The 14,410-nt window shown below is 69.4% G+C and carries 9 protein-coding genes; 5 read left to right on the top strand and 4 right to left on the bottom strand.

Translation table 11 applies throughout. The annotated features are described in order from the left end of the window. Positions 1–265: 265 nt before the first annotated feature. Positions 266–1,639 carry a mannitol dehydrogenase family protein gene (locus ACIA49_RS14540; protein WP_396377630.1) on the bottom strand — a complete coding sequence of 458 codons (1,374 nt, stop codon included), beginning with the start codon at positions 1,637–1,639 and terminating at the stop codon, positions 266–268. Between the two features lie 14 nt (positions 1,640–1,653). Next, entirely contained in the window at positions 1,654–2,655 is a 1,002-nt protein-coding gene (locus tag ACIA49_RS14535; protein WP_396377629.1) for a LacI family DNA-binding transcriptional regulator, read from the bottom strand. Between the two features lie 150 nt (positions 2,656–2,805). On the opposite strand from ACIA49_RS14535, the gene uxaC reads away from it, so the two are divergent. Together uxaC and ACIA49_RS14525 are read left to right on the top strand one after the other, a co-directional pair. After that, complete coding sequence (gene uxaC, locus ACIA49_RS14530; RefSeq protein ID WP_396377628.1) at positions 2,806–4,212, top strand: glucuronate isomerase; 1,407 nt, start codon at positions 2,806–2,808, stop codon at positions 4,210–4,212. 49 nt (positions 4,213–4,261) lie between these two features. After that, positions 4,262–5,776 carry a right-handed parallel beta-helix repeat-containing protein gene (locus tag ACIA49_RS14525; protein ID WP_396377627.1) on the top strand — a complete coding sequence of 505 codons (1,515 nt, stop codon included), beginning with the start codon at positions 4,262–4,264 and terminating at the stop codon, positions 5,774–5,776. On the opposite strand, the gene ACIA49_RS14520 is transcribed toward ACIA49_RS14525, so the two are convergent. Both ACIA49_RS14520 and ACIA49_RS14515 read right to left on the bottom strand, forming a co-directional pair. Further along, on the bottom strand, positions 5,773–7,113 hold the full coding sequence (locus ACIA49_RS14520) for an O-antigen ligase family protein (protein ID WP_396377626.1): 1,341 nt from the start codon (positions 7,111–7,113) through the stop codon (positions 5,773–5,775). The two genes, ACIA49_RS14525 and ACIA49_RS14520, sit on opposite strands and share 4 nt — an antisense overlap. A 2-nt stretch (positions 7,114–7,115) precedes the next feature. Beyond that, complete coding sequence (locus ACIA49_RS14515) at positions 7,116–8,741, bottom strand: Wzz/FepE/Etk N-terminal domain-containing protein (RefSeq protein ID WP_396377625.1); 1,626 nt, start codon at positions 8,739–8,741, stop codon at positions 7,116–7,118. A 157-nt stretch (positions 8,742–8,898) separates the two neighbouring features. On the opposite strand from ACIA49_RS14515, the gene ACIA49_RS14510 reads away from it, so the two are divergent. From ACIA49_RS14510 to ACIA49_RS14500, 3 genes are all read left to right on the top strand, one after another. After that, entirely contained in the window at positions 8,899–11,097 is a 2,199-nt protein-coding gene (locus ACIA49_RS14510) for a LamG-like jellyroll fold domain-containing protein (RefSeq protein WP_396377624.1), read from the top strand. 76 nt (positions 11,098–11,173) lie between these two features. After that, positions 11,174–12,694, top strand: coding sequence for a fibronectin type III domain-containing protein (locus tag ACIA49_RS14505; protein WP_396377623.1), 1,521 nt, complete (start codon positions 11,174–11,176; stop codon positions 12,692–12,694). A 143-nt stretch (positions 12,695–12,837) separates the two neighbouring features. Next, positions 12,838–14,361, top strand: coding sequence for a fibronectin type III domain-containing protein (locus ACIA49_RS14500; protein WP_396377622.1), 1,524 nt, complete (start codon positions 12,838–12,840; stop codon positions 14,359–14,361). Positions 14,362–14,410: the final 49 nt, after the last annotated feature.

The raw sequence follows: 14,410 nt of genomic DNA, 5'->3' as shown, positions 1-14,410 counted from the left end.
GAACTACCGCAAACCGGGTTCCGATCGTGGTCAGCACCCTTAGCGTCCGAAAGCACGCCGACCACGTGCGCGGGTCCTTCGGACGTTGGCGGAGCAGTCCGGGGCGATGCACGTCGGGAGGATCAGCGGAGTACTGCCGAATGGCAGCAGCGAACTACCGCAAACCGGGTTCCGATCGTGGTCAGCACCCTTAGCGTCCGAAAGCACGCCGACCACGTGCGCGGGTCCTTCGGACGCAAGGGTGGAGGGGTGGCGTGGGTGGTGGTTAGCGGAGGGTGGTTACGTGGTGGATGAGGAGGTTGCGGAAGGGGGGCGAGTTCTGGAGGGGTGGGGGGAAGACGGAGTTGAGGGCTAGCAGGCTGTCGACTATGGCGGTGGGGGTTTGGGCGCCGTCCAGGGCTGCGGTGAGGAGGGGGGCCTGGGGGTCGTCGAGGGTGGGGGCGGTGTCGACGTAGACCATCCAGGCGGCGACGGCCAGGGCTAGCGTCGTGGGTTCGGCGCCGGCGGCCAGGCGGTCCTCGACGGTGCCCAGGAGGCGGACCGGGAGTTTCACTGAGCCGTCCATCGCGACCTGGGCTGTGCGGTGCTTGAGGGCTGGGTTGGCGAAACGCTCGAGCACTGAGTCGCCGTACGACGCCAGGTCGAGGCCGTCCGGCGGCGTGAGGGTCGGGATGACGTCGTCGGTGATCAGCGCATGGGCCAACCGCGCCAGCTCCTCGTCGCGTACCGCCTCGGCGATCGTCTCGTAGCCACGCAACGCTCCCAGGTACGCGAGCATCGAGTGCGTGGCGTTCAGGATGCGGAGTTTCGCCTGCTCCCAAGGCGCCACGTCCGTGGTGAGCACAGCGCCGCCCTGCTCCCAGGCGGGACGCTCTCCAGCGAAGTCGTCCTCGATCACCCACTGCAGGAACGGTTCCGCGACGACAACCGCTTCATCCCGTACGCCGAGGAGCCGGGCCGCCTCGTCTCGATCCGCGTCCGTGGTCGCGGGCACGATGCGGTCCACCATGCTGGCCGGGAAGCGGGACGCCTCGAACACGTCAGGTACCTTGCCGAGCGCATCGAAGTACTCCGCGACGAGCCGGCGCAGGAACGGGCCATTGGCAACCAGGTTGTCGCAGGACACGATCGTGAGCGGCGACTCCCGGCGAGCCAGCGCGGCGGCCAACTGGCCGACGACGGTCCGCGGCGGGCGACCGGTGAGGTCGGCCTGGATCTCCGGGTCGTCGAGGTCGAGGGCACCGCTCTTGGCGCGGTAGCCCTTCTCGGTCACCGTCAACGTCACGACCGACACTGCTGGATCGGCGATCCGCGCGACCACGGCCTCGGGGTCCTCCGGGGCGGTGAGCACCTCACGGATACTCCCGATCACCTGGACCGTCGGGTCCCCGTTGCCACGCTCGAGAACGGCGTACAGGCCGTCCTGTGGTTGCAGTTGCTCGCGGACGGTGGCAGAACGCTGGCTGACGCCGCTGATGCCCCAGCGGGTGTCACCGGTCTGCGCGGCCGCGCGTTCGGTGATCACGGCCTGGTGCGCGCGGTGGAAGGCGCCGAGACCGAGGTGGACAACACCGACCGACAGCGACCGCGGATCGACGGCTGGCGCAACGGGCAGGTGGGCAAGGCTCAACCTGTTCACGGGGACGACCTCTTTCAACCTTGGACGGACGGTGCAGGGCCGGTCGAGTTGCGCACGATCAGCTCACCGGTCAGTGCGTTCTCGCGAAGGATCGGTGGCTCGGACTCGGGCCTGCTGATCAGACTGAGCAGGACCTCGACGGCGATCTGGCCGGCGCGCTGCTTCGGCAGGCGGATCGTGCTGAGCGCCGGGATCGCCATCCGGGACATCTCGATGTCGTCGACACCGAGCACGCTGAGGTCGTCCGGCACCGAGATGCCGCGCGCGTGCAGCCGGGTCAGCAGGCCGATCGCGATCAGGTCGTTGTAGGTCACCACCGCGGTCGCAGCGGTCGCGACCACTTGGTCCGCGGCCGCGACGCCTCCCTCGTAGGTCGGCGCGAAGTTTCCGACCGCGATCAGCTCGACCTGGCGGGCTTCGGCGGCGGTCCGCAGACCGAGCTCGCGATGCTGGTTCGACCAGGACGCCTCCGGACCACCGACCCACGCGATCCGGCGGTGCCCGAGCGCGACCAGGTGTGCCATCGCCTGACGCATCGCGTCTTCGTCGTCGAAGGTGATTCCGGCGATCCCGCGCACTCGCCGGTTGACCAGTACGACGTTCGTATCCGCGGCGATCGCAGTGAGGTCGTCGGGGCCCGAGCGGGGCGAGCACAGGATCAGCCCGTCGACCTGCTTGGACAAAGCCCGGAACAGCCCGGCCTCGACAGCGGGCTCCTCGTCGGTGTCGGCTACGAAGACCGCGACATCGTCCCGCCGAGCGCGGGCCTGGACTCCCTTGGCGATGCTGGCGAAGAAGGGGTTGGCGAGATCGGGGACGACGAGCCCGACGTTTCCGGTGCGGCCGGTGATCAGGCCGCGGGCCGCCCGGTTCGGCTGATAGCGGAGCTGATCGACGGCCGTGGCCACCCGGGCCCGGGTCACCTCGTTCACCATCTCCGGCATCGAGAGCGCGCGGGACACGGTGGACGGCGAGACGCCGGCAAGCCGGGCCACGTCACGGATCGTCGCGGGCATCGTCACCTCCTCCGGTCTGGCTGCGAATCAGTCTGCAACTTGTTTCAGAAGAGTGTCAAACTACGCCGAGCGATGCACTATTTGCCTAACAAAGGAACGACTGCAATCCTTTTCAGTGTTCGCCGCAGTCGATCACCACCGGAGGCCCACATGCCCAAGGCCCTGCAGCCCCATCCCGATCGCGCCCTGCCGCCCGGAGAGTCCCGCGATCTCGCGCGGCGGATCCATGCGTCGACGAAGGACCTGCCGCTGCTCTGTCTGCACGGGCACGTCGACATCGGGTTGTTCGCGGCCGATGCGCCGTTCGGCAACCCGGCCGAGCTGCTGGTGATCCCGGACCACTACGTCACTCGGATGCTCGTCTCGCAGGGCGTCTCCCCCGACCGACTCGGCCTGGCACGCCGCAACGGCGACCGGACCGCCGATCCGCGAGAGGTCTGGCGCGAGTTCTGCGCGCATTGGCATCTCTTCCGTGGAACCCCGAGCCGGTACTGGCTGGAGCACGAGTTCGCCGAGGTACTCGGCCTGACCGTGCACCCATCACCCGAGACAGCTGACGAGCTGTATGACCAGATCTCCGCGCGGATCGCGGAGCCCGGCTTCCGGCCGCGAGCGCTGCTCGACCGGTTCAACATCGAGTTGCTCTCGACCACCGACGCCGCGACCGACGACCTGGCTCAGCACGCACAGGTCCACGCCGAGCTTCCAGGCCGAGTGATCCCGACCTTCCGCCCCGACGCCGTAGTGCACGTCGATCGCCCCGGCTGGAGATTCTTGATCGAGCAGCTCGGACAGCTCGCCGAGGTCGACACCTCGACGTACGGCGGTTATCTCGAGGCGATCCGGAAGCGGCGGCAGGTGTTCGTGCAGGCGGGAGCCCGAGCGACCGACCACGGGCACTTCAGCGCGTCCACAACACCGCTGACCGACGGCGAGGCGGAGCGGATCTACGCCGAGGCGCTGAAGGCTCAGGCGTCGGCAGAGGACGCGGCTGCGTTCGCCGGACACATGCTGTTCCAGTCGGCAGTGATGTCGGCGGAGGACGGACTGGTCATGCAGCTGCACCCAGGGGTGTTGCGGGATCACGATCCGGCGATCCACGCGACGTACGGGCCGGACCAGGGACACGACATCCCCGTGACGACCGAGTTCACCCGGTCGTTGCGGCCGCTGCTCGAGCGGTTCGGGCACGCGGACGGCTTCCGGATCGTGCTCTTCACGGTCGACGAAACGACGTACTCGCGGGAGCTCGCGCCGCTGGCCGGCGTGTACCCGGCCGTGCGGCTCGGGGCGCCGTGGTGGTTCCTCGACAGCCCTGGTGGGATGCGGCGGTTCCGCGAGCTGGTGACCGAGACCGCCGGCTTCTACAACACCTCAGGCTTCGTCGACGACACCCGCGCGTACCTGTCGATCCCGGCCCGGCACGACCTCGCCCGCCGCATCGACGCCGGCTATCTGGCCGACCTGGTTACGCAGCATCGCCTCGACGAGGAGGATGCCTTCCAGGTCGCGCAGGACCTCGCCTACAACCTCGCCCGGGACACGTACCTGGGCTAGCGGTAGTCTCCACCAGATCTTGTACGGCGGGGGCCTGGAAGGGACATGGATGAGGCGCGGGGTTGGGATCGGTACGGCGGTCGTGGTCGGGCTGCTGCTGGCCGGGTGCACCGACAGTGGTGGACCGAAACCGGCTGACCCGACCGTGACGGTGCCGACCGGACCGCCGGCTGCAGCGGCAGCGGTCCTCGGCCCGACCGGCCCCAGTACGGCGGCTCCGTGTCGCGGGACCGCGATCGCGGTCGGCGCGGATCCGCAGGGCGTCATCGACAGCAGCCCGGCCGGTACGACGTACTGCTTCGCGCCCGGGGTGCATCGGATCAGCCGGCCGATCAAACCGCACGACGGAGACACCTTCGGTGGTGGTTCCGGCGCGGTGCTGACCGGGTCGGTGCCGCTGACCGGATGGGCCCGGGAGGGTTCGAACTGGGTGGTGCGCGGCGTGCTGCCGGCGGCGTACCAGCTCAAGGGCCAGTGCGAGGACAACCGCACGAACCCGTGCCAGCTCGGCGAGCAACTGTTCGTCGCCGGTGTGCACCTGACCCGGGTGATGAGTCTGGCGGAGCTCAAGCCGCGCACGTTCTTCGCCGACTACGCCACCAACGCCGTGTACGTCGCCACCGATCCGGCCGGCCGCGCCGCCGAGCTGTCGCGGACGACGACGGCGTTCGCCGGCGGCGCGCAGCGGGTCACCGTGACCGGGCTGACGATCGAACACTTCGCGTCCCGTGCGCAAGGCGGTGCGCTGGAGGCCGGTCCCGGCTGGCACGTGACCGGCAACGAGGTGCGCTGGAACCACGCGGTCGGGGTGATGCTGATCGAGGCCGACGGCGCCCAGGTCAGCCGGAACACGATCGCCGACAACGGGCAGCTCGGCCTCGGCCAGTACCAGTCGGCCGGCGTCCGGATCACCGCGAACCTGGTCACCCGCAACAACACCGACGGCTTCTGGATCGCCGACTGGGAGTCCGGCGGGATCAAGTCGACGCGCTCGTCCGGCGAGATCTCCGGGAACGACGTGGTCGCCAACCGCGGCGTCGGGATCTGGAGCGACATCGCCGAGTACGACCGGCGGATCAGCGCGAACCGGATCACCCGGAACGCCGCCGACGGCATCCGCTACGAGATCAGCTACAACGGCGTGATCGACCAGAACGTTGTCGAAGGCAACGGCTTCGGCACCGGCCGTGGCTCGGGCGGCAGCCTCTGGGACGGCGGCGGGATCAACGTCAACACGTCGGCCGGCGTCCAGGTCCGCGGCAACCTGGTCAAGGACAACCGCAATGGCATCTCGATCCAGTCCCGGACCCGTGGCGACGGACCACGCGGCCGCTATGTGCTCAGTGATGTGGTCGTCGAAGGGAATCTGATCGTGCTCGGCGGCCCGGACGCCAGTACTGGCGTGGTCGAGAACAAGGACTCCCCCACCCAGTCGGGCGCTGTCACGTTCCGCCGCAACAGCTACCAGCTGCCCAGCAGTACCCGCTTCGGGTACCGCGGGAAGTCGCTCACCTGGCCGCAGTGGCAGGAAGCGGGCTTCGACCAGGACTCGGTCAGCAGCTAAGCCATACTCAGTCTTCGACGCCGTATTCGGTCGGCGTCGCAGATGGCGGCGGCCACCAGCAGGTGGACGGTCATCGAGGAGAGGTCGGACAGGCCGCTCTCGTTCAGCGAGGCGGCGGTGACGTAGCCGAGCAGCAGGGCACCACAGGCGCGCACGTACGGCGTCGGGGCCCGCAGCACGGAGATCCAGGCCAGCAGCAGGGCCAGGGCGACGATGACGACGGCGATCAGGCCGGTCTCCCAGTAGAGGCCGAGCCAGCTGTTGTCGATCGCCATCACGTCGATGTCGCCCTCGCCGCGGCGGAGCAGGATCCGCTTGTTGCCGAGCCCGTGGCCGATCAGCGCGGTCTGGACCGAGACCTTCTCGTCGAGAACCGCCTGCCAGCTGGTGGTGCGGCCGCTGAGCGAGCTGATCTGTCGCGTCCCCTGGCCGCGCAGGAGCCAGGTGTGCAGCGAGCCGATGGTCAGGAAGGCGACCCCGAGCAACGCCGGTACGCCGAGGGTCGCGAGCCGGCCGAACCAGCTCTTCCGGGTGAGCAGCAAGGCCAGCACCAGCCCGAAGGCGACGGCCGCGGCCGAGGTGCGCGTCCGGCTGGCCGCGACCAGGATCCCGCCCAGGCCGATCAGGGCGGCCGCGGACAGCAAGGACAGCTTGCGGCACAGGTAGCCGATCAGGGCCAGTCCGAGCATGATCGCGCCGACCTCGCCGACGCGGGGCGGCAGCATCGGGATGATGACGCCCTGCAGCCGGGAGCCGGTCCCGAGCGAGCTGAGCGGACGCCAGGCCAGGCTGGGTGCGTACGCGAGGCTGGCGACCACCGTGATCGCGAGCAGGATGTGGGCCCAGAGGTGCGCGCGGATCAGGCGCTCCGGCACCTGCACGAGGGGGCGCCAGAGCAGGAAGACCAGCACCAGGCCGATCAGGAAGCGGGCCAGCCGGGTGAGCGGGCCCATCGGCTCGGCCAGCAGGAACGCCGTCGCGGTCGCGAACAGCACGTAGCCGACGTACAGGCTTGCGGTCGGGTTGACCCGGGTCCGGAAGCCGGGTTTGGTCGCGGCCATCGCGATCAGGAAGAGCGCGCCGAGCAGCAGGCCCTTCATCACGCTGTTGGTGGAGCCGGTCGTGCCCTGCGGTGCGGCGACCCGGGAGGACCAAGGCTGGACGCCGAGCACGAACAGGCACCACAGCATCAGCCAGAACCAGGCCGGCTTCTCCGACGGCGTCTCGACCGTGCCCGGGACCGCTTGGGCCAGCCGGTCCCGGCGTGGCCCCCAGCCCCGTCCGATCCGGTACTCCGCGCCGGACCGGAACAGCTCCGCCGCTGGTTGTCTGGCCAAGGTCAGCGCACGTGCGGGGTTGCAGACTCCGCAGGCGAGTAGTTGAGCGGGATGCCGAGCGTCTCGTCGTGGTCGGAGGCACCGATCAGTACGACGCCGAGGACCGGCGCGCCGGCATAGTGCAGAGCGCCCGTGAGCCGGGCGACGTCCATCTCCTTGTCGTGCCCGACCTGGACGACGAGGACGGACGCGTCCACCGCGGCCGCCAACGGCGAGATGCCGTGCCTGCCCACGGCAGCCGGGCCGTGGATGACGACCGAGTAGCCCGGCGGAAGGTCGGCGACGATACCGGGGACGAGGGACGGGCCGACGGCTGAAGCGGTCTCCTCGTGGTTCATCCCCGGCGGCAGCACGTAGAGGTCGGAGACCGGGCCGGGCCGGAAGAGCTTGCGGGCCCGGACCGCACGGGTGGCGGCCGGCTCCAGGACCAGGTCGGTCAGGCCCTCGTGCCCGGTCACGTGCGGCAGGACCGGCGTCCCTTCGACGTCGGCCAGCACGAGCAGGGTCTCGCGGCCGTCGCGGGCGTTCGCCTCGGCCATGGCCAGGGCGATACCGGCCGCGTTCGGGCTCGGCGAGGCGGAGACGACCAGCAGGGCCCCGGGTCCGCCGCTGGCGAAGGCGCGTGGGTTCAGCTCGCGGCGGGCCAGCGCACCGCTCGCCTCGGCGCCCAGCGCGGTGATTTCGTACTGCGGGAGCTCCGGCGCCGACCGGTGCCAGATCCGCCGCCGGTTCCCTTCGGAGGCTGCGATCACCGGCGAGCTCGACGCCCGCGCCGCCTGGTCACGGGTCAGGATGTACGGCGTCAGATGTGTCCGCAGCAGCGCCAGACCCAGCCCGAGCACCAGTCCGAGGATGCCGCCGACCAGGATGTCCCGCGCCACCATCGGCGACGAGGAAGCAGTATCGGTCGTGGCCGGGGTAACCAGCTCGCTTCCGGCGCCGACAGCGGTCAGCGCCTTGCGCATCGCCGCCGCGTCGTCGGCGGCCTGCCGGGCCTCTGTGGCCAGACCGACCCGCTGGTCGCGCAGCTGGCTCGCGGTCTGGGTGTCACCACGCTGGACGGCCTCGTCGATCTGGCTGACCAGCGACTTGGACTGCGTGGTCGCGGTCTTCGCCCGGTCCTGCGCCTGGCTGGCCAGCGTGGTCAGCAGCACCTTGGCCGCGTCGTTGCGCTGCTTCAGGTAGATGGTCGCGATCGCGTTCGCCCGCTGCACGGCCTGGGACGAGGTCGGGCCGTCGGTCGTCACCAGGTACGCGTTGTCGGTGACCGCCTTCACCCGGGTCACCGAGGCGAGCGCCTGGATGGTCTCGTCGGTGGTCGACATCCCGAGCGACTGCGCGACCCCGCGCAGGAGCCGCGGACTGGCCATCACCCGCGCCTGCGTCTCGGCGGGCAGGTCCATGCCCAGCGGCCCGGTCTTGTCGGTGCTGCTGGGCAGCTTGCCGACCAGGGCGGGTGGCACCGCCGGACCGATGACGAGCTGGCTGGAGGCCGTCCAGCGCGGGGTCTGGGACAGCGCGAACACCGACGCACCCACCAGACCGAGCACGACACAGGCCAGAATCAGCCACTTCTGCCGTAGCAGTGACTGAGCGGTTTCCCGCCAGACCACAGTGCCCGGTTCCATCCCAACCTCATTCCGTCGACCAGCGCCTCAGGATAGCCACGACGGCAAGGCGTGGCGAGTCGGTCTCGCAGTGTGCCAGACCCGAGGCGCTACTCTCTTCCCCAGGTCTTCGGGGGCAAGTGGAAGACCGTCAATGTCCTAGGGGGGACATCACAGCATGAAGAGATGGTTCGTCACGTCCGCGACCGCCGCCGCTCTGGTCGCCGGATCGCTGGTTCTCGCACCGAGCGCGCAGAGCGCCGAGACGTCGCTCGCGGCCACCGACAGCCCGGTCTGGCAGACCAACGGCAGCGTGCAGGGCCTGGCCGTCGCGGGCGGCAAGGCGTATGCCGGAGGCCGGTTCACCAGCGTCCGCCCGCCGGGCGCCGCCGTCGGGACCAGCGAGGTCGCCCAGGCCTACCTGGCCGCCTTCGACCAGAGCACCGGTGAGCTGGCCGCCTCGTTCGCGCCGGTCCTCAACGATCAGGTGTACGCCGTCGCCGCGTCCGCCGACGGCTCGCGGATCTTCGTCGGCGGTGACTTCACGACGGTCGACGGCGTCACCCGGAACCGGATCGCCGCCTTCGACACCGCGACCGGCACCCTGGTCGCGAGCTGGAAGCCGAGCGTCTCCTACCGGGTCAAGACGATCGCCGTCTCCGGGAACACCGTGTACTTCGGCGGCTCGTTCGGCCTGGTGAACGGCCAGGACCGGCCGCGCCTCGCCGCGGTGACCGCCGACACCGGCGCCCTGCTGCCGTTCGCGCCGAACGTCAACGGCGACGTGTACGCCGTCGATGCCGCCGACGACGGCTCGAAGGTGTACGCCGGAGGTCAGTTCAGCCAGGTCAACGGCACCAGCCAGAACACCGCGGTCAGCCTCGACCCGGTGACCGGTGCCGTCCTGCCGTTCCCCGGAGCATCCGCCGTACCGCCGCCGAACGGCAGCTGCACGACCCGCGTCAAGACGATCGACGCCAGTGGGGACACCGTCTACTTCGGGAACGGCGGTGACGGCGGCGGCTGCTTCGACGGCACCTGGGCCGTCGACATCGCCACCAACGCGTTGAAGTGGAAGAACCAGTGTCTCGGCGCGACCGAGGCGGTCAAGGTCGTCAACGGCTGGCTCTACAAGGGCTCGCACGCCCACGACTGCGCGAACCAGGGCGCCGGCGGCTTCCCGCAGGGCTTCGGTTACCGCTTCCTGCTGAGCGAGAAGCTCAGCGACGGATCACTCGGTCCGTGGTTCCCGAACACCAACGCCGGCCCGCCCACCGAGGTCGGCCCGCTGGCCTTCGCGACCGGCGGAAGCGACCTGTGGGCCGGTGGCGACTTCACCATCACCAACGGCGTCGCCCAGCAGGGCCTGACCCGCTTCACCAACGCGAGCCCCGGTGCGGCACCCGCCAAGCCGGCGAAACTGACGCCGTACAGCGTCGAGCCGGGCACCGTGCAGATCCACTTCCCGACCGTGGTCGACAACGACGACAGCACGCTGACCTACCGGCTGCTCAAGGGCTTCAGCAACACGACCATCGCGACCTGGACCGCCAAGTCGACGCCCTGGGATCGGCCCTGGCTGCACTACACCGACACCAACGTCACGCCCGGCGAGTCGACGAACTACCGAGTCGAGGTCACCGACGGCAGTACGACGCTGCGCGGCAACTACTCCGACCCGGTGACGGTGGCTGCGGCGAAGTCCACGGCGTACGACCAGATCGTCAGCTCCGACGGCCCGCAGGCGTACTGGCGGCTCGGCGAACCAGCCGGTACGACGACCTCGGTCGACGCGTCCGGCCAGAGCAACAACGGCACCTTCACCGGTATGACGCTCGGCGCGGCCGGTGCGATCGCCGGGAACACGGCGGCCACGACCAGCTCGAGCACTGGCCGGATGGTCGGCGAGAAGGCGTACAGCATGCCGCAGCAGTTCACGGTCGAGGCCTGGGTCAAGCAGAGCTCGACGCGCGGCGGCCGCATCCTCGGCTTCGGCAACTCCAAGACCGGCAACAGCACCGGTGGCGGCGACCGGATGCTCTACATGCGGTCGACCGGAGCGATCCTGTTCGGCGTCAACGACGGTGCCCAGCGGACCGTGACCAGCCCGTCGGGCAAGAACGACAACCAGTGGCACCACGTGGTGGGCACCTTCGACAACGGCCTGCTCAAGCTGTACGTCGACGGCGTCCTGTCCGGCAGCACCAGCACCGGTACGGCGTCCCTGTACTACGGCTGGTGGCGGATCGGGTACGACAACACCAGCGCGTGGACCGGCGGCGGAGCCACCCAGACCGGACTGGCGATCGACGAGGCGGCGGTTTACCCGTATGCCCTGACCGCTTCGCAGGTGCAGAGCCACTACAGTGCACGGTGAGCATTCTGTCGGGGAGTTGTCGCTCAAAGTCATCATGCGCTATGACTGATGCTCCCCGCCCAGTCAAAGGAACTTGATGAAGAAGCTAGTTCTGGCCGTAGTCACCGCCGCGGCCGTTGTCGCCGCGGCGCTGATCCCGTCCGGCCCACCGGTTCAGGCCGCCTCGAAGGGCTTCGGCTCCGCGGTCTCTGCCGTGCGCCAGACGGCCTGGCAGACGAACAGCAGCGTGAACGCGCTGGCGATCGCCGGCAACACCGTCTACGCCGGTGGCCTCTTCACCAGGATCCGCCCGCCGGGCGCGGCCAAGGGCGTGCGGGAGTCCGTGCGCACGTATGTTGCCGCCTTCAACAAAACCACCGGCGCGCCGACCACCTTCGCCCCGAAGCTGAACGGCGCCGTCTACAGCGTCGCCACCAGCCCGGACGGCAAGTGGGTGGTGCTCGGCGGTGACTTCACCACCGTGAACGGCGTCAAGCGCAGCAAGATCGCCATGTTCAGCGTGGCCACCGGCCAGTTGGCCGCATCCTGGGCGCCGGTGGTCTCGGCCCGGGTCAAGGCACTGGCCATCTACGGCAACAGCGTCTTCCTGGGCGGTGCGTTCACCAAGATCGGCGCCACGGTCCGCAACCGGCTCGGCGCTGTCACGCTGAGCACGGGTGCCCTGCTCAAGTGGAACCCGAACGCCGACGACGACGTGTACGCCGTTGCCACGTCCGCGGACGGCACCCGGGTGTTCGTCGGCGGCCCGTTCGAGACGATCAACAGCCGCGACCACTACTCGCTCGCGATGGTGAACAGCACCACCGGCGCGGCCCTCTCGATGCCGGCCGCGGCGCTGATCCCGAAGCCGGACTGGAACTGCACCACCCGGGTCAAGGTGATCACCACCTCCGCCAACCGGGTCTTCGTCGGCAACGGCGGTGACGGGCAGGGCTGCTACGACGGGATCCTCGCCGCCGATTCGGCCACCGGCAAGGTGGTCTGGCAGAGCAAGTGCCTGGGCGCCAACGAGGCGCTGAAGGTCATCGACGGCTGGCTCTACAAGGGCTCGCACGCCCACGACTGCAGCCAGGACGGCTCGTTCGGCGACGGCACCGGCACGCACTTCCTGCTCACCCAGAGCGTTGCCAACGGCAAGATCGGCCCCTGGTTCCCGAACACCGACGCCGACCAGAACAGCACCACGAAGGTCGGTCCGCTGGCCTTCGCCGGGGACAGCACCGGCCTGTGGGCCGGTGGCGACTTCCTGCACGTGGCCGGCAAACCCCAGCAGGGGCTCACCCGGTTCAGCAGCGCACCGGGCGGCGCGTTCCCCGCCGTACCGAAGGCACCGGCTCTGACGGCCGGCAAGGCCAAGGTCACGCTCAGGTTCACCGATGTCTACGACGTCGACAACATCACGCTGACGTACAACGTCTTCCGCGGGAACACCCGGATCGGCTCCTACAAGTACAACTCGTACTACTGGGATCCGCGGAAGTCCTACACGGTCACCGACACGGGCGTGAAGTCCGGCCAGACCGTCGGATATCGAATTGAAGTCACCGACGACAGGAACACCGTCAAAAGCTCGACAGCATCCGTGAAGGTGCACTAGAACTAAGGGTCTGCCCAACCGGGCAGACCCTTCGTCTTCGCCCACCGGCCGCCCGCCGGTCCCCGCTCTTCCTTCTGCCCGATCTGCCCATAGGCCGCACGGGGCGGCCCGATCTACAGTGAACCCAAGGGGGGTTCATCCACGTGAGGAAACTGATTGCTGCGCTCAGCGCGGCAGGTCTCGGCGTCGCCGGGCTCCTGGTCGCCCTGCAGCCGGCCCAAACCGCTGTCACCACCGCCGGTCCGCTCACCGCGCTGCCGGCCACGGCCTGGCAGACCGACGCGAGTGTGCTCGGACTGGCCGTCGCCAAGAACAAGGCGTTCGTCGGTGGCCGCTTCCTGAACGTCCGTCCGCCGGGCGCCGCACCTGGTGCCAGCCAGACCAGCCGGACCTACCTGGCCGCGTTCAACGCGACCACCGGCGCGCTCGACACCACCTTCAACCACGTCCTGAACGGCATCGTCTGGTCGATCGTCGCCTCGGCCGACGGCACCAAGATCTACGTCGGCGGTGACTTCACCAAGGTCGACGGTGTCACCCGCAACCGGCTGGCCGCCTTCGACAGCACCACCGGCGCCCTGATCGCGAACATCAAGCCCAGCGTGTCCTACCGGGTGAAGGCGCTCGCCATCGGCGGCAACAGCCTGTACCTCGGTGGTTCGTTCGGACTGGTGAACGGCGTCGCCCGCAACCGGGCGGCAGCGATCAGCACGGTCGACGGCACCCTGCAGCCGTGGAACCCGAACCTGGACTCCGACGTGTACGCGATCGACGCGGCCGACGACAACTCCAAGGTCTACCTGGGCGGCACGTTCACCAAGGTCGGCACCACCAGCCGGTGGGCCGTGGCCAGCGTGAACAACTCGACCGGCGCGATCCTGCCGTTGTCCGCGGCCTCCGCCGTACCGGCCCCGACCTCGACCTGCAAGAGCCGGGTCAAGGACATCGAGACGGTCGGTACGACGGTCTACTTCGCCAACGCCGGTGACGGCGGCGGCTGCTTCGACGGCACCTGGGCCGCGGATGTTGCCACCGGCAACCTGAAGTGGCGGAACACCTGCCTGGGCGCCACCGAGGCGATCACGATGGTGCAGGGCTGGCTGTTCAAGGGCTCGCACGCCCACGACTGCGGCGCCGCCACCGCCGGTCCGTCCTTCCCGGAGGGCTACGGTAACCACTACCTGCTGCTGCAGAACCCGGCCGACGGCAAGATCGGGTCCTGGTTCCCGAACACCAACGCCGCCGCACCGACCCAGGTGGGCCCGCTCGTCTCGGCCACCGGTGGCACCGACCTGTGGGTGGGTGGCGACTTCACCACGGTCAACGGGGCCGGCCAGCAGGGTCTGACCCGGTTCACCGGTCTCGGGAACGGCGCCGTACCGCTCGGCCCGGCGTTGCCGACGCTGTCCAACGCCGTGACCAAGCAGGTCAAGGCGACCGTGCAGACGTCACTCGACAACGACGACGTCACGCTCACCTACCGGCTGCTGCGCGGGTCGACGAACACGGTCGTGGCCACCACGACCGCGAACTCGACCTTCTGGAGCCGGCCGACCGTCACGCTGACCGACCCGACCGCACCGGTCGGTTCACAGATGTACCGCATCGAGGTCTACGACGGGCACAACACCGTTCGCGGTGGCTACGCCACCATCACGGTCAAGTAGTAGGCACCGCACCTCCGAGCCCCCGGTCGACCTGACCGGGGGCTCGGTC

The sequence above is a fragment of the Kribbella sp. NPDC051587 genome, assembly GCF_044453945.1.
In the GTDB taxonomy this organism is placed as follows: domain Bacteria; phylum Actinomycetota; class Actinomycetes; order Propionibacteriales; family Kribbellaceae; genus Kribbella.
Note: the sequence above shows the minus strand (reverse complement) of the source record. Positions and strands in the feature narration are given on the sequence as shown.

Excerpts from the sequence above, each read along its gene's own strand:
- uxaC (WP_396377628.1), top strand. The coding sequence starts at position 2,806 with ATGCCCAAGGCCCTGCAGCCCCATCCCGATCGCGCCCTGCCGCCCGGA.
- ACIA49_RS14515 (WP_396377625.1), bottom strand. The coding sequence starts at position 8,741 with ATGGAACCGGGCACTGTGGTCTGGCGGGAAACCGCTCAGTCACTGCTA.
- ACIA49_RS14505 (WP_396377623.1), top strand. The coding sequence starts at position 11,174 with ATGAAGAAGCTAGTTCTGGCCGTAGTCACCGCCGCGGCCGTTGTCGCC.
- ACIA49_RS14535 (WP_396377629.1), bottom strand. The coding sequence starts at position 2,655 with ATGCCCGCGACGATCCGTGACGTGGCCCGGCTTGCCGGCGTCTCGCCG.
- ACIA49_RS14510 (WP_396377624.1), top strand. The coding sequence starts at position 8,899 with ATGAAGAGATGGTTCGTCACGTCCGCGACCGCCGCCGCTCTGGTCGCC.
- ACIA49_RS14525 (WP_396377627.1), top strand. The coding sequence starts at position 4,262 with ATGAGGCGCGGGGTTGGGATCGGTACGGCGGTCGTGGTCGGGCTGCTG.